Below are 18,585 nucleotides of genomic sequence, written 5' to 3'. Positions count from 1 at the left end.
CACGGGCGAGCTGACGCGTTACTCGTCGCTCTCCAGGCGCGCGAGCAGCTCGCCGCGCACCTCTCGGCGGCGGATCTTGCCCATCTGGTCCTTCGGCAGCTCCTCGAAGTGGTAGAAGCTGCGCGGGACCTTGTAGCGGGTGAGGTTCTCACGCGCGAATGCCTTGAGACTCTCCGGGTTCATTTCCGCGCCGCGGTCGAGGACGACGCAGGCGACGACGTCCTCGGAGCCGTCGGAACGCGGACGGCCCACGACAGCGACGTCGAGAACATCCCGGTGCCCGCGCAATGTCTCCTCCACCTCCGCCGGGTACACGTTGAAGCCGCCGGTGATGATGAGCTCCTTGATACGGGAGACAAGTTTGATGAAGCCGTCTTCCTCCATCACGCCCATATCGCCGGTGCGGAACCAGCCGTCGTGGAAGACCTTCGAAGTGGCCTCCGGGTTGTTCAGGTAGCCGCCGAAAACCTGCGGGCCCTTGGCCAGGATCTCGCCAGCCTCACCGTACGGCATATCCTCGTCCGGGTTGTCAGGGTTGACAATGCGGATCTCCGTGTCCGGGAACGGGATGCCGATGTAGCCCGGGCGGCGGTCCGCGGATTCCGGGTTGCCCACGATGATCGGTGAGGTCTCCGTCAGGCCATAGCCCTCCACAAGGCGGCCACCGGTGACGTCCTCCCACTCCTCGATGACGCTGGCGGGCAGCGACGATGCACCGGAGAAACCGATCTGCACCTGCGACAGGTCGACATTCTTCTCGCGGGCCGTCTGCACGATTCGCTCGAACACGGTGGGCACACCCGGCACGAAGGTCGGCGGGGTCTTCTTCACCGCTCGCATGATCAAGTCCATCGTCGGTGCCGGCAGCAGCACCAGCTCGCTGCCGATGAAGAACGTCAGGGTCATCGAGAACGTCAGGCCGTACGCGTGGAAGAACGGCAAAGTTGCCAGCATGCGCTGCCCCGGTTCCTGCAGCTCCTTCACCCACGCGCGGCCCTGCACCGGGTTAGCCATGAGGTTGCGGTGAGTGAGCACAGCTCCCTTCGGCGCACCCGTTGTACCGGAGGTGTACAGAATCAGTGCGGGGTCATCGGGTTGGATGTTCTTCGGTGTGCGCACCCGCGGCGGCACGACCTTCTTCGCGCCCACCATCTTCTCCCAGGGCAACGTGTCGGTCGCCGGAGCTGTCAGCTGTTCCCGGGCCTGCTTGAGCTTGCCCACGGGCACCCTCAGCGCCGCCCTCTGCATAAGAGGCATCGCCTTGGTCATGTCGACGCTGACAACGGTCTCCAGATCCGTCTCCCCCTCCGCCTTGAGCGCATTGGCGGTTTTGGCCGCCTTGTCCCACACGATGGCGACGCGTGCACCGTGATCCGCGAACTGGGGACGCAGCTCATGCGCGGTGTACAGCGGGTTGTGCTCCACAACGATGGCACCCAGCTTCTGCACCGCGAAGAACGCGACAACGTGCTGCGGACAGTTCGGCAGCATGATGGCCACCCGGTCACCCTGCTGCACGCCCAGGCGCTTCAAACCGGAGGCTGCGCGGCGCACCTCGACGTCGAGCTCGCCGTAGGTCAGGGTGCGGCCGAAGAAATTCGTGGAAGTCTTATCTGAGTTCGCCGCGAGGTTGTCATCATAGACCTCCACGAGCGTCTTCTCCGGGTACTCCAGAGAGTGGTCTGTCCACTCCGGGTAGTACTGCAACCAGGGCTTAGCAGAGTCCAAGTGGGTGTCGTTCGACGCGTTCTTCTCTCCGGTCATGCGTCCACACTACGCCAGGGACGGGGCGCACTTCCGGGATCACGCGCCGAGTTCAAGGGGCTACACGCGGTCTTCTGCCGGTGGTCGATGAGGACCATTACCATCGGGAGCGAGCAGCACCATTCCTAGGAGAGCAAGCTGAATCAGATTGAAGCGTCCTGGTTTTCGTTCCGCTTATTGAACGCCCAACGGCTGGGCGTGTGATTGTTGATAGTAGGCATCTTCCATCTCTTGTGGGGTGATGTATCCCAATGACTCGTGCAGGCGGTGGTTGTTCCACCAGTACACCCAGCGAAGGGTCGCGATTTCGACTTCCCCAACCGACGTCCACGGCCGGTGGGGATAGATCAGCTCGGTCTTGTAGAGACCGTTGACCGTTTCCGCCAACGCGTTGTCGTAGGAATCGCCGACGGTGCCAACGGACGGATCGATCCCAGCTTGAGCGAGTGCCTCACCGTAGCGGATGGACACGTACTGCGAGCCGCGATCGCTGTGGTGGACTAGTCCTGCAGCACGAAGATCACCTGCGTGATAAAGAGCGTGCTCAAAAGCCTCAAGAGGCAGCTCATCGGTGCGCATGCTCGCCCTGGTGGCAACCCCGACAATCTTGCGGGAGTACACATCGGTGATGAACGCGGTGTATGCAAACCCCGACAGGGTACGCACGTAGGTGATGTCAGCGACCCACAGCCGGTGCGGCGCTGACGCGGTGAAGTCACGATTGACCAGATCAGGACGACGATCCGGGACATCAGCCCGAAGCGTTGTGATCGGAGTGCGGCCCCTTCTGCGGCCTTGGATGCCGGCGAGTTTCATCAACCGTGCCGTCTGATCACGACCGATGTCCCAGCCGGCGCGCTGCATGGCCTTCCACATCTTGCGTACCCCGTAGACGCTGAAGTTGTCCTCGAAGACTCTCACCAATTCGGGGATCAGCAGCGCGTCTGACAAGCTCCTGGCCGACGGGGCTCGTGTTTTAGCTGCTCGGTAGCCGCGAGAGGTGATAAACCCACATTCTGTCTGCCTTAACGTGCGACAGATGGCCTCGACCCCGAAGCGATCGCGATACGTGTCGATGTATTCGATCATCTTCTGGTGGGACGGTCGAGTTCCGCTGCGAAAAAAGCTGACGCGGTCTTTAAGATCTCGTTCGCCCTGCGCAGCTCTTTGTTCTCCTGCCGCAGACGCTTCAGTTCGTCGTCAACCGACTCGCCAGTGCTCCGCTGAACGTCGGGGGACGCTTTGACAGGTTTCAACCAGTTGTTGAGCGTGTGCGCCGAGACGCCGAGCTTCTCGCCGATCTCCTCCGCCGCCGCCCACTTCGAACACCCCTCAAGCTCAACGAGCTCCTCGGCTAACCTCACCGCCTTGTCCTTGAACTCGTCACTGAACTTCCTAGGCATGATCCAATCCTCCTCTAGAAACGATCGGAACTAAACCCAGGACGCCTCAGATAGCTTCCGGTAAAGGCCCCGGGCTCCTATCCCCGCGCAAGCGCTTGATCACGTTCTCGGCGGAAATCAGGCACATGGGTACACCGACTCCAGGTGTTGTCGTGGCACCGGCGTAGTACAAATTGTCCAGCTTCCGGCTCTTATTCGACCCGCGGAGAAAGGCCGATTGCTTGAGCGTGTGGGCCGGTCCGATGGATCCGCCGGACCACGCGTGGTACCGCTCGGCGAAGTCTGCAGGACCGAGCGTCCGCTTGACGACGATTCTCCCGCCCAGCCCTTCCACCCCGCACCACTGCTCGATCTGTTCGACTGCGGCGGCGGCAATGCTCTCAACCTGTTCGCTTGCCTCTCCGCGGTACATATCGCCATGACCGATGGCCTCTTCAGCAGCGACGGGGACGAGCACGAAGAGATTCTCATGCCCCGCAGGAGCGACACCGGGATCGGTCGCGCTCGGTTTAGACACGTAGATCGAGCGGGAGGAGCCGAGGGGCCGCTGGGGCACCGGGCCGTCGAAAACCGCCGCGAAATCGTCGTCCCATTCCCGGGAGAAGAGCAGATTATGGTGCGCGAGCTCCGGAATCTCTCCTTCGACTCCCAGCATCACGAGCACTGTGCCCAGCCCCGGGTCGCGGGGCGCGAAATAGGGTTCGTCGTAGGTCCGCTTTTCCCTCGGCAGGAGGCGGGTCTCGGTGTGGTGGAGGTCTGCGCAGGAAATGATGGTGTCGGCGTGGAGCTGGTGGCCGTCGACAAGCGTGATGCCTGTCGCCTCGCGCCCGGAGTAATTGATGGCAGCAACTTCGGTGTTGAAGGAGAAACGGGCGCCTTGCCCAACGGCGAGGCCGTAGAGCGCGTCCATCACCGACGCGAAACCGCCCTGCGGGTACAGCACGCCCTGCGTGAGGTCCGTGTGGCTCATCAGGTGGTACAGCGACGGGGTGCGCGCGGGATGCGAAGAGAGGAAGACCGCGGGATACGTGAGCATCTGCCGCAGGCGCACGTCCGTGAAGCGGCGGCTGGCGAAGCTGTCGATCGGCTCTGACAAGTAGCGTGCGAGCTTGCTGTAATGAGCCCTGATCCGCGTGAACGGACGCACGGACCGGAACGTCGTGTACAGAAAATACTCCAACGCAAGGTCGTAGACCTCTTCCGCGCTGTCCAGGTATTCGCGGAGCTGAGCGCCTGCCCCCGGCTCGATCGACTCGAAGAGGGCCGCGGCGTTATCCCGGCCGGATGCGATGTCGAGGGGCGAACTGCCCTCCGGAAACAGTCTGTAGGCCGGGGTGAGAGGTGCCAGGTCGAGCACCTCGGACGTGTGCTTGCCCAGCAGCGCGAAGAAATGGTCGAACGCGTCGGGCATGAGATACCAGCTAGGTCCGGTGTCAAAGCGAAAACCGTCGACTGTCTCATTGCCTGCGCGTCCGCCATGTGCAGGCAACTTCTCCACCACGGTTGTCTCGATGCCCTCCTTGGCCAGGAGAGCTGCTGTGGCCATGCCTGCTACGCCGGCACCGATCACGATCGCGGTTCGGGGCTGGGTCATTCGGCACTCGCTTTCCGTATTGCCCGCGCTGTGAGGAGAAATTTCCTGTGGGCGGGCACGCTGATTCTCGACGCTGCCACATCGGCGGCGGGCGTCGCTGCGATGCGTTCGTTGAGGTCGCGGAAGAGAGCTTCAGCTGCGGCCACTCCCCTCCGCGCGGACACAGGCAGAAGCGGAATCGCTTGGCGGGCAAGATCCAACTCGGCCGCGATTTCCCCGGTGACGGTGTTCTTCAGGTCCTCGTCGAGATCGCCGCCGAGATAACCCCGCCCGAGACTGTGGCGGTCCTCCGCGAAATCACGCAGGAAATTGACTTTTTGGAATGCGGACCCCAGCGCCCGAGCTCCTTCCTCCATTGTGCCGCGGTCACCGGGGGCGGGGTCGTGGCCATGCAGAAAGATATCCAGGCACATCAGGCCGATGACCTCAGCGGAGCCGTAGATATAGGAACCGAGGTCCTCCGCGGAGAAGGACGTACCGCCCCATGACGCGTCGCCTAACCCGTCTTGGGTGTCGCGCCGCATGGATGTGAAAAAGGCGCGCACGTGATCGTCGTTAAGCCTGCAGCGCCGGTGGGTGTTCGCCCACGCGTGCAGGACCGGGTCGGCGTGGAAGCGGTGCTGCGGCGCGTGGAGAACCTGCTCCTCATAAAGGTCGAGGGCGGTTTCCGGGCACTCGTTGGCCTCGGCCGTGGTGCCGTCGACGATCTCGTCCGCGATCCGCACCACGGCGTACACGTTCCGGATGTCGCGCCGTGTGCCCGGGTCAAGCACCTGAGTAGCGAGCGAAAAGCTCGAAGAATACTGCTTGATCACTTGTGCCGCGGCCTGGTCCGCCATCCGGTCGTACCGGGAGAGGTAAGTGTGTGTCACGGTCTACCTTCGGAATGGAACATGCGAAGCAACCCCCGGTAAATAGTCACCAGGGGCTGCAGCGAGTTGTGGGCCCTCCGGGGCTCGAACCCGGGACCTGCGGATTAAAAGTCCGTAGCTCTACCAACTGAGCTAAAGGCCCGTGCGCATTCATGGTAGCGGGGAGGGGGCCGGGGGGCGAAATCGGGGCGCTGAAAAGCTGCCCTACCGCAAGTGGTTACGTGAGTTTGTGCGACCGCGGCGGAAAAGGGAACAATGGGCGACGTGACTTCGACGATTCCGCAGCTACGCATTGGCGGCATGGAGCTCGCGTCCCCGGTGATTCTCGCGCCGATGGCGGGTGTGACCAACATGCCGTTCCGTGTGCTGTGCCGCGAAATCGAAGAGGAGCTGACAGGCGCCGTCTCCGGGCTGTACGTGTGCGAGATGATCACGGCGCGGGCGCTCGTGGAAGGCAACGAGAAGACCCTTCACATGACCACGTTCGCGCCGCAGGAGACCCCGCGGTCGATGCAGCTGTACACCGTGGATCCGGAATACACCTATAGGGCCGTGCGCACCATTGTGGAGCACGACATGGCGGACCACGTGGACATGAACTTCGGGTGCCCTGTGCCTAAGGTGACGCGGCGCGGCGGCGGTTCTGCGCTCCCCTATAAACGGAAGCTGTACGGCCAGATCGTCGCGGCTGCGGTACGGGCGACGGAGGGAACCGACATTCCGGTGACCGTGAAATTCCGCGTCGGCATCGACGACGAACACCACACGCACCTGGACGCAGGACGCATTGCCGCCGAAGAAGGTGCCGCCGCTGTGACGCTCCACGGCCGCACCGCAGCGCAGCGCTACTCGGGCGATGCCGACTGGGACGAGATCGCGCGCCTCGTCGAGCACATGGACGGCACGGGGGTCCCGGTCCTGGGCAACGGCGATATCTTCGCACCCCAGGACGCGCAGGCGATGATGGACCACACGGGGTGCGCAGGGGTCGTGGTGGGACGCGGCTGCCTCGGCCGCCCATGGTTGTTCGCGCAGCTTGGGGCACAACTGCGCGGCGAAGAAGTGCCGCCGGAGCCGACGTTGGGAGAAGTGGCGCGCATCATGGCCCGCCACGCCGACCTTCTCGCCGAGCACGAAGGTGAAAAGAAGGGCTGCCGGGACATGCGCAAACACGTAGGGTGGTATCTCAAAGGTTTTCCAGTCGGCGGAGAATTCCGCGGCCAGCTCGCACGGGTGTCCACGCTCGACGAGCTGAATGAGCAACTTTCCACCATTTCCGCCTCACCCGAGCGGGCGCAGGCGGCTGATTCCGCGCGCGGGCGCCAGGGCTCCGCAGCCAAGGTGGCGCTCCCCGACGGCTGGTTGGACGACCCAGAAGACGACACAGTGCCGGTCGGAGCTGAAATCGACTCCAGCGGCGGATAGGGAGGCCACCATGCGCACCGTATACCGGGAGCACCTCAACGCGTTCTCCGAGGATTTGCAGATCATGAGCGACACGGTGCGCACGGTCATGTCCTACGCATCCAGGGCGCTTATCGACGGCTCACTCGACGACGCCGAAGCCGCCCTCACCGAGGCTGACACGTTGAAGGAGATCCGTGTCCGCTGCGAGGAACGCAGCATGGCCCTGCTGGCGCTGGAAAGTCCCGTGGCGTCCGACCTCCGCCAGGTATTCACCTCCATCTACATCGTGGAGGATTTCAACCGCATGGGTGCCCTCGCACGGCACATCGCCAACACCGCTCGGTTGCGCCACCCGGAGTACGTCTACGACGACAGCATGCGCCCGACCGTCGTCGAGCTCGCGCGGCTGGTGGACACCATGAGCGAGCTCATCCACGACCAGTTGATCAGCCCCGACGTCGACGGCGCACTGGAAATGAGCAAATTCGACGACGAGCTCGATGCGCTCAACCAGCACTTATTGAGTACCGTCACCGCACGGGACTGGGAGGGATCGAACCGCGTCGCCGTCGACCTGGCTCTCGTCGGCCGCTACTACGAGCGCTACGCCGACCACTGCGTGAACGTCGCCGCACGCATTGTCTTCCTCGTCACCGGCCTCACACCGGAGCGGTACGTGAGCAAGAAAGACGCCGAAGGCCGCGACGTGGAAATGAACGAGCGTTTCCGGGAATTGGAGAGGTATTTCGGGCAGGGGCGGCGTCGATAAGTAAATAAACTCGAGCCCCCGCTGAAAACCTTCCGGTTCTCGGCGGGGGCTCGTCGCGTCTCAGCCGGCTTTAGCCGAAGCGGCCTGCGATGTAGTCTTCGGTCTCCTTGCGCTCAGGGTTCTCGAAGATGGTGTTGGTGTCGTTGAACTCCACGAGGTGACCCGGCTTACCGGTGGCCTCGAGGGAGAAGAACGCGGTCTTGTCGGACACACGGGCTGCCTGCTGCATGTTGTGCGTCACGATGACGATGGTGTACTCGTTCTTCAGCTCGTGGATCAGGTCCTCCACAGCGAGGGTGGAGATCGGGTCCAGTGCGGAACACGGCTCGTCCATGAGCAGGACCTCCGGCTGCACCGCGATCGCGCGGGCGATGCACAGACGCTGCTGCTGACCACCGGAGAGGCCGCCGCCCGGCCTGTCCAGACGGTCCTTCACCTCATCCCAGAGGTTCGCGCCGCGCAGGGAACGCTCAGCGACCTCCTTGAGCTTCTTCTTGTTCTTCTCGCCGGACAGCTTCAGGCCGGCGACAACGTTGTCCTCGATGGACATGGTCGGGAACGGGTTAGCCTTCTGGAAGACCATGCCGATGGTGTTGCGCACAGCCACCGGGTCGACGTTCTTGGCGTAGATGTCGTGGCCGTCAAGAAGCACTTCACCGTCGACGGATGCGTTCGGGATGACCTCGTGCATGCGGTTCAGTGTGCGCAGCACGGTGGACTTACCGCAGCCGGACGGGCCGATGAACGCGGTCACAGCCTGTGCGGGGATATCCATGTTGACACTCTGCACGGCGTGGAAGTCGCCGTAGTAAATGTCGAGGTCGTTCAACTGGAGCTTGGTAGGCATTGTTTTCTCCTAGAGGGGAATGAAAGGGCGAGGCGACTTACTTCTTGACCGAGAACTTCGACGCGATGAAACGTGCCAGAAGGTTCAGGACAACGACGAGGATGACCAGGGTGAGGGCTGCGCCCCACAGGCGGTTGAGGACCGGCTCAGCGGAACCGGACTTCCACATGTCCAGCATGAACAGCGGCAGCGAAGACTGCGGCTGGTCGAACAGGCCGAACCAGTTGGTCTGCGGGGTGGAGCCGACGAGGATCAGCACCGGTGCGGACTCACCCATGACGCGGGCGATGGCCAGCATGATGCCGGTGACGATGCCGGACAGGGCTGTCGGAAGAACAATGCGCGCAATGGTCTTCCACTTCGGCACACCGAGGGCGTAGGACGCCTCGCGCAAGTCCATCGGGACGACGCGGAGCATCTCTTCTGTGTTACGGACCACGACCGGGACCATGAGCAGGATCAGCGAGAGCGACACAGCGAAGCCGGAGCGCTGCTGCCCCAGAATGGTGATCCACAGTGCGTAGATGAACAGGGCGGAAACGATCGACGGGACACCGGACAGGATGTCCACCATGAAGGTGGTTAGCTTGCCCAGCTTGTTGCCGTTGGAGTACTCCACCAGGTAGATAGCGGTGAAGATACCGATGGGGATGGAGAACAGGGACGCGATCAGGGTCTGCATGATGGTACCTGCAATCGCGTGGAGGGCGCCGCCGCCCTCGGAGCGGTTACGGACACCCACCATGTCGGTGGTCCACCACTCCGGGCTGATGATGGCGTGGTAGCCACGGGACACCAGGGTGAACAGCAGCCACAGCAGCGGGATGAGCGCCAGGATCATGGCCAGCCACATCAGGCCGCCCATAATGGAGTTAGTGGTCTTACGGCCGGAGGAGATATCGGTGAACGGGTTACCGCTCGCCGGGGTGGCCGGGGTACGAGTCGCCGTTGCAGTCGACGCGTTCGAGTTCGCCGGGACCGTTTCCGTCACCTTCGTGACCTTCTGGGGCTCGCCAGCGTTGTTACCGGGGTATGCAGTACTCATGTCATACACCTACTTCTTGTTGACGATCGCGCGGGCGATCGAGTTGACGATGAAGGTCAGGAGGAACAGGACCAGACCCGCGGCGATGTAAGCACCGGCCGAGGTCGGGTTGTTGAACTCCGCAGAGGCGTTCGCGATGGCGGTTGCGAAGGTGGAGCCGCCGTCGAAAAGCGAGCCGCGGAACTCGGGACCCGGGGAGACAACCATGTAGAGAGCCATGGTCTCACCCAGCGCACGTCCGAGACCGAGCATCGAACCAGCGATGAAGCCGGAGAGGCCGAACGGCAGGACCGTCATGCGGATGACCTCCCAACGGGTGGCACCCAGTGCCAGAGCCGACTCGATCTGGCCGGGAGGGGTCTGCACAAAGATCTCGCGCGCGGTCGCCGCGATGACCGGGAGAATCATGATGGCCAAAACGATGCCACCGGTGAGCATGTTGCGGCCGGTGTCGAACGACGGGGAGTTGGCGTACTGCTTGAACAGGACGAAGTCGCCGCCCCAGGAGTGGATCCACTTGTACAGGCCGGACAGCTTCGGGCCGAGGACCTGCGCACCCCACAGACCGTAGACGATCGACGGGACAGCGGCGAGCATGTCCACCAGCGTTGCCAGCGGGCGGACCAGCTGCTTCGGCGCGTAGTTGGACAGGAAGATCGCGATACCGAGCGCGACCGGCATAGCGATGATCAGGGCGATAACGGAGACCGTGACCGTGGTGAAGAACAGGTTCGGGATACCGAACTGCATGTTCTCCAGGTTTGCGGTCTGCCACTGGCCGCCGTAGGTGAGGAAGTTCTCCTTGTTCAGACGCAGCGGATCAAACGCCTGGACGAGGAGGAACAGGCCCACCGCGATGATGATCACGGTGATCAGAGCGGCAGAAATGGTGGACAGTGCCTCGAAGACACGGTCACCCGGGCGCTTCACGCCAGCACCGGAAGACGCAGTGCCAGCGGCGGGGGTGTTGGACGTAGCGGGATCTTGGCCCTTCTCACGCGGAGTAGCCTGCGACGTGCCCACGACAGGGTCTTCGCGGGTGGCGGGGCCGGCTCCGCGATCGTCGTGCTCAGTTGCCGGCAATTCATTGTCAGCCATAGTGACGATTCCTTTGGTTTGTGAAGTTCAGTGTGCGGGAGTGGACCAACCGCGGCCCGCTAGCGCATTTTCCGGGGCGACCGCTGTTGTGCAGCGTTGTGCAAAACGCCGTTCTACGAATCACCCATCACGTAGACATGCCCCCCAACTCACAGCGGTGGCGGGGGGCACATCGTGCTTTCAGACTGTGAGGACTGAAAGCGGGGGGACACAGTCTTAGCTGATGGCGTCGACGGAGGCCTTCAGCTTGTCAGCGAACTCACCCTTGACCGGGATGAAGCCTGCGTCAGCGAGCTCCTCGTCCTGGGACTCGAGAACGACGGTCAGGAAGTCCTTGACCATGTTCTTGGTCTCCTCGTCGTAGCCCTTGGAGCAGACGATCTCGTAGGTGGTGAGGATCAGCGGGTAAGCACCCTCGTTCTGGGAAGCGAACAGGGCCTTGGAGTCGACAACGAGGTCGTTGCCCTCGCCCTTGAACTCGACGTTGTCCAGAGCCTTGTTGACGGACTCGTCGGACAGCTCGACCGGGCCAGCGCCGAAGTCGATGTTCGCGGTACCAAGGTCGAGGTCGTGAGCGTAGCCAGCCTCAACGTAGGTGATTGCACCCTCGGTCGCGTTGACCTGCTCTGCGACTGCGGTGGAGCCGTTAGCGCCAGCACCGACGCCCTGCGGGAAGGCCTTGCCCTCGCCGGTCCACTTGCCGTTGGAAGCGGAAGACAGGAACTTCTGGAAGTTGTCGGAGGTACCGGACTCGTCGGAGCGGTAGATCACGGAGATGTTGGTGTCCGGAAGCTTCGCGTCCTTGTTGTTCTCGGCGATCTTCGGGTCGTTCCACTTGGTGATGGTGCCGTCGAAGATCTCGACGATGTTGTCGACGGTGAGGTTCAGCTGGTCGACGTCCTTCAGGTTGTATGCAACGGCGACCGGGCCGATGACCATCGGCAGGTGCCATGCGTCGTTGCCGCCGCAGCGCTGCTTAGCGGCCTCAACCTCGCCCTTGTCTTCCTTCAGAGCGGAGTCGGAGCCGGCGAAGGTCGCCTGGTTACCGATGAAGTTCTTGATGCCGGAGCCGGAACCGGTTGCGTTGTACGCAAGGTTCGCGCCCGGAACCTCCTCGGAGTAGCGGGCACCGAAGTAGTCCATTGCGTTTGCCTGGGAGGTAGCACCCTCAGCGACGAGCTGACCGGTCTGGCCGGACAGGCCCTCGATGGAGCCGCCGTCCTGGGAGGCGTTGGTGTCGTTGCCGCCGTTGCTGTTCTCAGTGTTGTTTTCGTTGGAGTCACCGCATGCAACGAGGGTCACAGAGGTCAGTGCAGCAATACCTGCGATTGCTGCAGAGCGCTTGATGTTACGGATCACGGGGATACCTTTCCGGTGCGAATTCAGATTGCTTCTGAGCATCGGTCTCAGGCAACCGGAGGTGCCTACCGGCACACGTGTATCCGAGCCTGAGTGCTCACAACTGGGAAAGCTACGGGTCCCGCGTTAACCAATAGCCCCCTAAACGATGAACAATGCGTTAACTTTGGGGACTCCTGTGAATTAGTGGTGCGTTCTATGACACATTCAGCGACGAATGCGCACCTCGGGAAGCTCCTGAGGCGCGGGATCCGCGCTACTACGCGTCAGCCGTCTCATCCCCGCGCGCCGAATACACCACGTGCTTCTCCGCGACCTTAAAGCCCATCGACTCATAGCGGCGCACCGCTGGGCCATTGTCCGCCTCGACATAGAGAATCACCCGGCGCGATCCGCCGGCGGCGAGATGCTCGAGCCCGGCGCGCATGAGCGGGTCGCCGAGCCCTCGGCCACGGAAATCGGAGGAGAGGCCCACGACATAGACTTCCCCCATTTCTGCGGAATGGCGCTTGGTCCAGTGGAAACCGGCGAGCTCAGGGAGCTGAGAGGACGCATCCGCACCCCCTGCCCACAGAAACCGCACGCCCGCGGGATCGAACCACGAGGTGTCCATCGCGTCGCGTAATGCATCGAGCGTCCAGCCCCCCTGTTCGGGGTGCCAGGAGAAAGCATCGTTGTTGACATCCAGCCAGGCATGCTCGACAGCCTCGCGTCCCCAGCGTTCGACGGAGTCGGTGTAACTCAACTCGACGAAGCCGTCCCCCAGGACTTCCGCTGCGGCACCAGTACCGCTGACAGCCTCCATCGCGGAGCCCTCGATCGCCATCACCAGCAATTCACGGGTCGGCGACAACGAAAGCTTCTTGGCTAGAGCCTGCGCCGCGGGAAGATTTCCGTGCGCCCACAGACCGGCAGTGGGCCGTTCGTCCAGTACCACCTCAGCTATCTGTGTGCCGTGACCGTTTCTGCGCTCAGCGGGATCCACGACCAATTCGGCGGAACCGTCGGGGGCGCAGGCGGCGAGGGAGATGGGTGCGCCGTCGATAAGCAATGCCCAATGAACGTGGTCGGATGCCCGGCCGAGCTCTTTAGTGAAGCCTTCGGACAAAGCCTCCACCCCGTCTGTCGTGTGCGCGCGGTCCAGTATGCCGCGCACGGCGTTGAGCAGCGGGGACTCGGACGTGAGATCGACGCGTTGCACTCCGGACAAACCCTGTGTCATGCCCCCAGGCTACGGTAAAGGCATGAAGGCGAAGGGTTTGGCTGCCGCGGCGGGTGTGCTCGCGGGCATTGTCGCGGTCGCGTTCGGGGCGGATGCCGCCGTTGCCGCGAATGTGGAGCGCACGCTTGCCGCCAACGCGCGGGAGGCTGACGGTCTTCCGGCGGACCCGGACACGTACGTCGGCGGTTTTCCGTTCGCGCAGGTCGCGGTCACGGGCAAGGTTCCGCGCGTGAGCTTCCAGGCTCTGGATGTCGACGTTGAAGGCGTGGGAATCGCCAACTCGCGCACCGACATCTACGACATCATTATCAATGCGGACAAAGCGCTCAACGCCGACTTCGCGGGCAGTCAGGCGAAGCGGGTGGAGCACACTCTCTCGCTCGACGGCGTCGCGTTCGGGCAGCTGCTCGGGATGACGGACCTGGACATCGCCAATCCGTACGATATTTCGCCGACCGGCGGCACCGCCAGCGAGGCGCAGCTCACCGGCACGGTCCCCGGCACCGACAAAAAGACGTCCGCCGTGGTCACCCTCCGCCTCGACGGCACGACGTTCCGCATGGAGCCGAAGCAGCTTATCGACGTCCCAGCGGACCTCATTCCCGCCGTCGCCGATGCCTACACTTTGGAGCTGGATACCCGGAAGATCCCGATCGGCGCGCAGGCCGACAAAGTGGAGGTGACGGGCGGCTCCATCAGGTTCTCTGCGCAACAGCACGCGGTGACTGTGACTCCGGAGCTACTCTCCCCTATCGCTTCTCCAGCCAACGGATGACTACCCTTGACGGGCATGAGCGATAACACTGAGAACGCTAATAACAACGCTGACAACATTGAGAATCCTGCGGGCACCGAGACCCCCGCAGCGAACACACTGAACAGCAACGACGCCGTCAACCTCGCGGCGGAGCAGTCCAAGAACACCGCCCACCGCAATATTCCGGCGCTGGGCCTGGACGAGATCCCTCTCCCGGACGACACCGCGAACCTGCGCCAGGGCCCAAACCTGCACGACGGCTTGTTGGGCCTCCTGCCGCTGGTGGGCGTGTGGCAGGGCACGGGCCAGGCAGTAGAGCTCCCGGCCTCCCCCGACGAGGACCCGGTGGAATACGCATTCGGCCAGCAGCTGGTCATCTCACACGACGGCGAGAATTACCTGAAATTCGACTCCCGCATCTGGCGCATCGACGCTGAAGGCAACGCTGTCGGTGCCGACCAGCGCGAGACCGGTTTCTGGCGCATCTCGCTGAAGGACGAGATCGAGATGACACTGACTAATTCCCGCGGCTTGGTGGAGATCCTCTACGGTTCCCCGGTCAATGAGCGCGCGTGGCAGATCACGTCCGCCTCCACGATCGCGACGGAATCCGGCCCCGCCAACCACGGCCCGGGCAAGCGCATGTACGGACTGATGCCCAACAACAACCTGGGCTGGGTCGATGAGCGCGTGGCGGGCGGCACCGCCGAAGACGAACTCGTCTTCATCCCCTACATGTCCGCCGAACTGAAGCGAATCGCCGGCTAGAGTCCCACTGCGTGCTCTAGCTGGCCATCGCCACGCTGATGAGCTTGCGCAGCTTCGCTTCTTCTTTTTTGCCGGGAGCGGGGAGCTTCGTGCCGTCGATAGCCGTGACGCGCACGCCTCCGCGCACGGAGCTGACCAGCCAGACCTGATCTGCGCTGAGCAGGTAGTCGACGTCGAAGTCCTTTTCCTTGCAGCGCCAGCCGTTTTTCTCGGCCTGTTTGAACACCGCGGCCTGCGTCGTCCCGGGTAGGACATCGCCACCCGTGGTAGGGGTGCGCAGTTTGTCACCGCGAACCGCGATGATGGACGAGGTCGCTCCCTCAAGCACGCGGCCCGTGGTCGGGTCGATGTAGATGACATCGTCGAAACCTTTGCCCTTCGCCCACCGCAGGGCGGACATCGCCGCCGCGTAATTGAGCGTCTTCGCCCCGACAGTGAGCCACGGGGTCTCGTCCGTCGCCGCGAGCGTATAGCCGCGCGGAGCGGTCATGACTTTCGCGCCGCGTTCGCGTAGCTCGATCTGCTCGCGCGGGATCGGACGCACCGTCACCCACGCGCTGGGCACACCGGTGGATTCACGGCCGCGGGTGTACGTCCACTGGCATTTCGCCTCCACCTCCTCCGGCTCTAGTCCCGATTCGCGCACGAAATCCGCCACTGCCTGCTCTGTGGCGGCGCGCCACGTATCCAGAGGCGGCTCCGGGAGGTCCAGCAGCCGCGCGGAATTAGTGAAGCGCTTCAAGTGCGCGTCCACGTTCGTCGGGGCGCCGCCGGTGACCAGGATCGTCTCAAAACAGCCGTCCCCGCGCGTCACCGCCGCGTCGTCCCAGTACACGTGCGGCAAGTTCGCGTTCTGCCGCCGCATGGAGCCGCCGAACGGCTCAACGAGATAAATGACAGCGTGATTGGGGCCCATACCGGCCCATTATGCCCGCGTAGAATCAGCTCCGTGAAAAACTACCGTTCGCCCCTACTGAGTTTCAATGGAGCGGCCGAGCTGCCCGACGCCACGAGCACGCTTATCGACGCCGCCGGCGTCCCCTCCCACTACGGCGACCCCCTGCGGGAACAGCGTTTCGTGGAGCGCGGCGGTGTTGCCGTCGACCGCAGCCACCGCTGCGTGATCCGCGTGGCTGGACCGGATGCCCCGGTATTCCTGAACAACCTGCTCTCGCAGAAGCTCGACGATGCCCCCGTCGGGTTCAGTGCCGCCGCGTGCGACTTGGATATGCAGGGCCACATCCTGCACCACGCCGACATCACGCGCGTGGGCGACACCTTCTACCTGGACACACCGTCCTATGCCGGCCAGTCCTTCCTGGACTACCTGACAAAGATGATCTTCTGGTCTGAAGTGACCGTCGAGGAAGCCGACCTGGGCATCATTACTGTGCTCGGCGCACCCGGATCCTTCGCGGTGCCGGAACCCGTCGAGGCGGTATTCACCCGCGAAGTGGATTGGGCAGGCCCGCGGCGCATTGACATCGCGGTCCCCCGCGAGCAGCTCGCGGACGCTTACCGCACACTCACCGGCCCCGATTCGGGCTTGGAGCGCGCCGGACTGATGGCCTTCACCGCCGAACGCGTCAAAGCTCTCGAGCCCGAGCAACGCGCCGATTTGGACGAGAAGTCCATCCCCCATGAAGCTCCCACACTTATCGCTCGTGGCGGGCACCTCGGTGCCGTCCACCTGAATAAGGGCTGCTACCGCGGGCAGGAGACAGTAGCGCGTGTGGAGAACCTCGGGCGCTCCCCGCGTCTCCTCGTGCTGGTCCACCTAGATGGCTCTGCCCCTGCGGAACCTGCTGCGGGCTCCCCCATCACCATGGGTGGCCGCACCGTGGGCAGGCTAGGCACCGTCGCGCACGACTGCGACTACGGTCCGATCGCACTGGCACTGGTGAAGCGCTCTGCATTGAATATCCCCACCAGCGATGCCCCTCAAGCCGGACAGACGCCTGCGGGCATCACCCTAGAGATCGAGGCTGGAGACGAGGAAAACGGCACGATGACGGTCACCGCCGCCGTGGACATCGATTCCCTGCCGGCGGATGAGGGGGAAAGGGCGGGGCGACGCGCCGTCGATAAGCTGCGCGGACGCGAACGTTAGACGCGTATGACTTCCGCACCCCAGGCGCAACATGCGACCTGGGGTTTTCTCTCGCGGAAATCAGACGGATCTAACTAACGCTCATCCTCGTCAGCGTCCCAGTCGGCGTACTCGGCGTACTGCGGATCGACATCGTAGTCGTCGTCCGAGTCGTAGTTGTCGTCCCACTGGTTGGAAGGGGCCTTGCCCGCGAGCTCCCGCTGGAGCGAATCAAGATCCATGTCGGGCGTGTTGTACTTCAACTGGCGTGCGACCTTGGTCTGCTTTGCTTTGGCGCGTCCGCGACCCATGGCGTGACCCCCTTGAGGTGTCTAAAGAGCGGCTCAAATAGTCGGCGGCCCTTTTGAAAACGTCTGAAAATTTGTCCTGCATGCCATAATAGCGTGCGAGTCAAATTATGTCGCTTGCGCTCTTGACCTGCACTAACTCCGGGAAGAAGAGTCGGCGCAGGCGAAACTGAGAGGAACAGACGGCTTAGTGCACGTGCGAACCAACGAGCGTCGCGCGGCTCCCGCCGTCCTCCTCGGTAGCGGTGCGGACGACGCCGAGCTCCCAGCAGTCGATGTGGCGCGCGGTGAGCATGGCCAGCGCGCGGTCCCGGTCTTCGGGCGCGACGATCGCGACCATGCCCACACCCATGTTGAAGGTCTTCTCCATCTCCACGTCGGGCACCTTGCCCACGGTGCGGATAGTGCGGAAGATCTGGGGCGGCTCCCAGGACGCGCGGTGCATCTCCGCGACCTTGCCCTCGGGGATGACGCGCTCCATGTTGCCCGCCAAGCCGCCGCCAGTGACGTGGCAGAAAGTGCGCACCTGGCACTCGTGCGCCAAAGCGAGGCAGTCGAGGGAGTAGATGCGGGTGGGCTCCAGAAGCTCCTCACCGAGGGTGCGGCCGAGCTCCTCGATGTGCCCGTCGAGCGGCAGGCCCGCCTTCTCCAGCAGGACGTGGCGTGCCAGCGAGTAGCCGTTGGAGTGCAGGCCGGAGGATGCCATACCGATGATCACATCGCCGTCGCGCACGCGGTCCGGACCGAGCAGCTCGTCCGCCTCCACGACACCGACGGCGGTGGCGGAGACATCGTACTCATCCTCCCCCATGACGCCCGGGTGCTCAGCGGTCTCGCCGCCGAGCAGCGCGCACCCCGCCTGGACGCATCCTTCGGCGATGCCGCCGACAATCGTGGCCACCTTCTCCGGCACGACCTTGCCCACCGCGATGTAGTCCTGCAGGAACAACGGCTCCGCACCGCACACGACAAGGTCGTCGACGCACATGGCCACGAGGTCGATGCCGATGGTGTCGTGCTTGTCCATGGCCTGGGCAACGGCGAGCTTCGTCCCCACACCGTCGGAACCGGCGGCCAGCAGCGGCTCCTTGTACTTGCCCAGGGCGAAGAGCCCGGCGAAGCCACCGAGGCTGCCGCGGACCTCCGGGCGGGTCGCACGCTTGGCGTGGGGGGCGAAGAGCTCGACGGCCTTGTCGCCGGCCTCAATGTCCACACCGGCGGCGGCGTAGGAAACGGAAGCGTCGGCAGTGTCCGGCTTCTGGTTGTCGGGGGTGGTCATGGTG

At 63.5% G+C, this 18,585-nt stretch carries 17 protein-coding genes and 1 tRNA gene; 5 read left to right on the top strand and 13 right to left on the bottom strand.

Annotated elements, in window-relative coordinates; genetic code table 11:
- Positions 1–18: 18 nt before the first annotated feature.
- The 5 genes from CZ338_RS07045 to CZ338_RS07025 all read right to left on the bottom strand — a co-directional run bounded on the left by CZ338_RS07045 (position 19) and on the right by CZ338_RS07025 (position 5,775).
- Positions 19–1,764 carry a long-chain-fatty-acid--CoA ligase gene (locus CZ338_RS07045; RefSeq protein ID WP_087117550.1) on the bottom strand — a complete coding sequence of 582 codons (1,746 nt, stop codon included), beginning with the start codon at positions 1,762–1,764 and terminating at the stop codon, positions 19–21.
- Positions 1,765–1,938: 174 nt separating this feature from the next.
- Positions 1,939–3,167, bottom strand: a protein-coding gene (locus tag CZ338_RS07040; RefSeq protein ID WP_235839365.1) for an IS3 family transposase whose coding sequence is annotated in 2 segments (ribosomal slippage) — positions 1,939–2,891 and positions 2,891–3,167 — 1,230 coding nt in all. Because the reading frame shifts where the segments join, the coding sequence is not laid out codon by codon here.
- 46 nt (positions 3,168–3,213) lie between these two features.
- Positions 3,214–4,761, bottom strand: a complete 1,548-nt coding sequence (crtI, locus tag CZ338_RS07035; RefSeq protein WP_087117549.1) for a phytoene desaturase family protein — start codon at positions 4,759–4,761, stop codon at positions 3,214–3,216.
- Positions 4,758–5,600, bottom strand: a complete 843-nt coding sequence (locus tag CZ338_RS07030) for a phytoene/squalene synthase family protein (protein ID WP_087117586.1) — start codon at positions 5,598–5,600, stop codon at positions 4,758–4,760. Before CZ338_RS07030 ends, crtI begins: the two co-directional genes overlap by 4 nt.
- A gap of 102 nt (positions 5,601–5,702) precedes the next feature.
- Positions 5,703–5,775: transfer RNA gene (locus CZ338_RS07025), tRNA-Lys, on the bottom strand.
- Between the two features lie 158 nt (positions 5,776–5,933).
- Between CZ338_RS07025 and dusB the strand changes: the two genes are divergently transcribed.
- Both dusB and CZ338_RS07015 read left to right on the top strand, forming a co-directional pair.
- Positions 5,934–7,058 carry a tRNA dihydrouridine synthase DusB gene (gene dusB, locus CZ338_RS07020; RefSeq protein WP_407919369.1) on the top strand — a complete coding sequence of 375 codons (1,125 nt, stop codon included), beginning with the start codon at positions 5,934–5,936 and terminating at the stop codon, positions 7,056–7,058.
- Between the two features lie 10 nt (positions 7,059–7,068).
- Positions 7,069–7,809: a phosphate signaling complex PhoU family protein gene (locus CZ338_RS07015; protein ID WP_087117547.1), complete on the top strand. Its 741-nt coding sequence runs from the start codon at positions 7,069–7,071 to the stop codon at positions 7,807–7,809.
- Between the two features lie 70 nt (positions 7,810–7,879).
- Here CZ338_RS07015 and pstB read toward each other — a convergent pair whose 3' ends face one another.
- The 5 genes from pstB to mshD all read right to left on the bottom strand — a co-directional run bounded on the left by pstB (position 7,880) and on the right by mshD (position 13,380).
- The gene (gene pstB, locus CZ338_RS07010) at positions 7,880–8,656 is read right to left on the bottom strand and encodes a phosphate ABC transporter ATP-binding protein PstB (protein WP_087117546.1); all 777 of its coding nucleotides are present in this window, start codon (positions 8,654–8,656) and stop codon (positions 7,880–7,882) included.
- A gap of 37 nt (positions 8,657–8,693) precedes the next feature.
- Complete coding sequence (pstA, locus tag CZ338_RS07005) at positions 8,694–9,701, bottom strand: phosphate ABC transporter permease PstA (protein ID WP_087117585.1); 1,008 nt, start codon at positions 9,699–9,701, stop codon at positions 8,694–8,696.
- A 9-nt stretch (positions 9,702–9,710) separates the two neighbouring features.
- Positions 9,711–10,799 (bottom strand): phosphate ABC transporter permease subunit PstC, encoded by a 1,089-nt coding sequence (pstC, locus tag CZ338_RS07000; RefSeq protein ID WP_087117545.1) that lies wholly within the window; start codon positions 10,797–10,799, stop codon positions 9,711–9,713.
- A 216-nt stretch (positions 10,800–11,015) separates the two neighbouring features.
- Positions 11,016–12,158: a phosphate ABC transporter substrate-binding protein PstS gene (gene pstS, locus CZ338_RS06995; protein ID WP_087117544.1), complete on the bottom strand. Its 1,143-nt coding sequence runs from the start codon at positions 12,156–12,158 to the stop codon at positions 11,016–11,018.
- Between the two features lie 259 nt (positions 12,159–12,417).
- Positions 12,418–13,380, bottom strand: coding sequence for a mycothiol synthase (mshD, locus tag CZ338_RS06990; protein ID WP_087117543.1), 963 nt, complete (start codon positions 13,378–13,380; stop codon positions 12,418–12,420).
- A 22-nt stretch (positions 13,381–13,402) separates the two neighbouring features.
- Between mshD and CZ338_RS06985 the strand changes: the two genes are divergently transcribed.
- Both CZ338_RS06985 and CZ338_RS06980 read left to right on the top strand, forming a co-directional pair.
- Entirely contained in the window at positions 13,403–14,155 is a 753-nt protein-coding gene (locus CZ338_RS06985) for an LmeA family phospholipid-binding protein (RefSeq protein WP_235839489.1), read from the top strand.
- A 15-nt stretch (positions 14,156–14,170) separates the two neighbouring features.
- The gene (locus tag CZ338_RS06980; protein WP_087117541.1) at positions 14,171–14,905 is read left to right on the top strand and encodes an FABP family protein; all 735 of its coding nucleotides are present in this window, start codon (positions 14,171–14,173) and stop codon (positions 14,903–14,905) included.
- A gap of 16 nt (positions 14,906–14,921) precedes the next feature.
- On the opposite strand, the gene CZ338_RS06975 is transcribed toward CZ338_RS06980, so the two are convergent.
- On the bottom strand, positions 14,922–15,821 hold the full coding sequence (locus CZ338_RS06975; RefSeq protein WP_087117540.1) for an aminodeoxychorismate lyase: 900 nt from the start codon (positions 15,819–15,821) through the stop codon (positions 14,922–14,924).
- Between the two features lie 24 nt (positions 15,822–15,845).
- Here CZ338_RS06975 and ygfZ point away from each other — a divergent pair, with 24 nt between their 5' ends.
- On the top strand, positions 15,846–17,015 hold the full coding sequence (ygfZ, locus tag CZ338_RS06970; protein ID WP_087117584.1) for a CAF17-like 4Fe-4S cluster assembly/insertion protein YgfZ: 1,170 nt from the start codon (positions 15,846–15,848) through the stop codon (positions 17,013–17,015).
- 74 nt (positions 17,016–17,089) lie between these two features.
- Here the strand turns inward: ygfZ and CZ338_RS06965 are convergent, their stop codons facing one another.
- On the bottom strand, positions 17,090–17,305 hold the full coding sequence (locus tag CZ338_RS06965) for a DUF3073 domain-containing protein (RefSeq protein WP_087117539.1): 216 nt from the start codon (positions 17,303–17,305) through the stop codon (positions 17,090–17,092).
- Positions 17,306–17,489: 184 nt separating this feature from the next.
- Positions 17,490–18,581: a phosphoribosylformylglycinamidine cyclo-ligase gene (gene purM / locus CZ338_RS06960; RefSeq protein ID WP_087117538.1), complete on the bottom strand. Its 1,092-nt coding sequence runs from the start codon at positions 18,579–18,581 to the stop codon at positions 17,490–17,492.
- Between the last annotated feature and the right edge of the window lie 4 nt (positions 18,582–18,585).

Origin of the sequence: Corynebacterium urinipleomorphum (genome assembly GCF_900155535.1) — a bacterium.
In the GTDB taxonomy this organism is placed as follows: Bacteria; Actinomycetota; Actinomycetes; order Mycobacteriales; family Mycobacteriaceae; genus Corynebacterium; species Corynebacterium urinipleomorphum.
The sequence above is the reverse complement of the archived record's forward strand: the minus strand, read 5'-3'. Positions and strand labels throughout refer to the sequence as shown.

What these genes read in the sequence shown, in the direction of transcription:
- CZ338_RS07015 (WP_087117547.1), top strand. Translation starts at nt 7,069, where the DNA reads ATGCGCACCGTATACCGGGAGCACCTCAACGCGTTCTCCGAGGATTTG.
- CZ338_RS07045 (WP_087117550.1), bottom strand. Translation starts at nt 1,764, where the DNA reads ATGACCGGAGAGAAGAACGCGTCGAACGACACCCACTTGGACTCTGCT.
- CZ338_RS06980 (WP_087117541.1), top strand. Translation starts at nt 14,171, where the DNA reads ATGAGCGATAACACTGAGAACGCTAATAACAACGCTGACAACATTGAG.
- pstC (WP_087117545.1), bottom strand. Translation starts at nt 10,799, where the DNA reads ATGGCTGACAATGAATTGCCGGCAACTGAGCACGACGATCGCGGAGCC.
- dusB (WP_407919369.1), top strand. Translation starts at nt 5,934, where the DNA reads ATGGAGCTCGCGTCCCCGGTGATTCTCGCGCCGATGGCGGGTGTGACC.
- CZ338_RS06965 (WP_087117539.1), bottom strand. Translation starts at nt 17,305, where the DNA reads ATGGGTCGCGGACGCGCCAAAGCAAAGCAGACCAAGGTCGCACGCCAG.
- pstB (WP_087117546.1), bottom strand. Translation starts at nt 8,656, where the DNA reads ATGCCTACCAAGCTCCAGTTGAACGACCTCGACATTTACTACGGCGAC.
- crtI (WP_087117549.1), bottom strand. Translation starts at nt 4,761, where the DNA reads ATGACCCAGCCCCGAACCGCGATCGTGATCGGTGCCGGCGTAGCAGGC.
- purM (WP_087117538.1), bottom strand. Translation starts at nt 18,581, where the DNA reads ATGACCACCCCCGACAACCAGAAGCCGGACACTGCCGACGCTTCCGTT.
- mshD (WP_087117543.1), bottom strand. Translation starts at nt 13,380, where the DNA reads ATGACACAGGGTTTGTCCGGAGTGCAACGCGTCGATCTCACGTCCGAG.
- CZ338_RS06985 (WP_235839489.1), top strand. Translation starts at nt 13,403, where the DNA reads ATGAAGGCGAAGGGTTTGGCTGCCGCGGCGGGTGTGCTCGCGGGCATT.
- pstA (WP_087117585.1), bottom strand. Translation starts at nt 9,701, where the DNA reads ATGAGTACTGCATACCCCGGTAACAACGCTGGCGAGCCCCAGAAGGTC.
- CZ338_RS06975 (WP_087117540.1), bottom strand. Translation starts at nt 15,821, where the DNA reads ATGGGCCCCAATCACGCTGTCATTTATCTCGTTGAGCCGTTCGGCGGC.
- CZ338_RS07030 (WP_087117586.1), bottom strand. Translation starts at nt 5,600, where the DNA reads ATGGCGGACCAGGCCGCGGCACAAGTGATCAAGCAGTATTCTTCGAGC.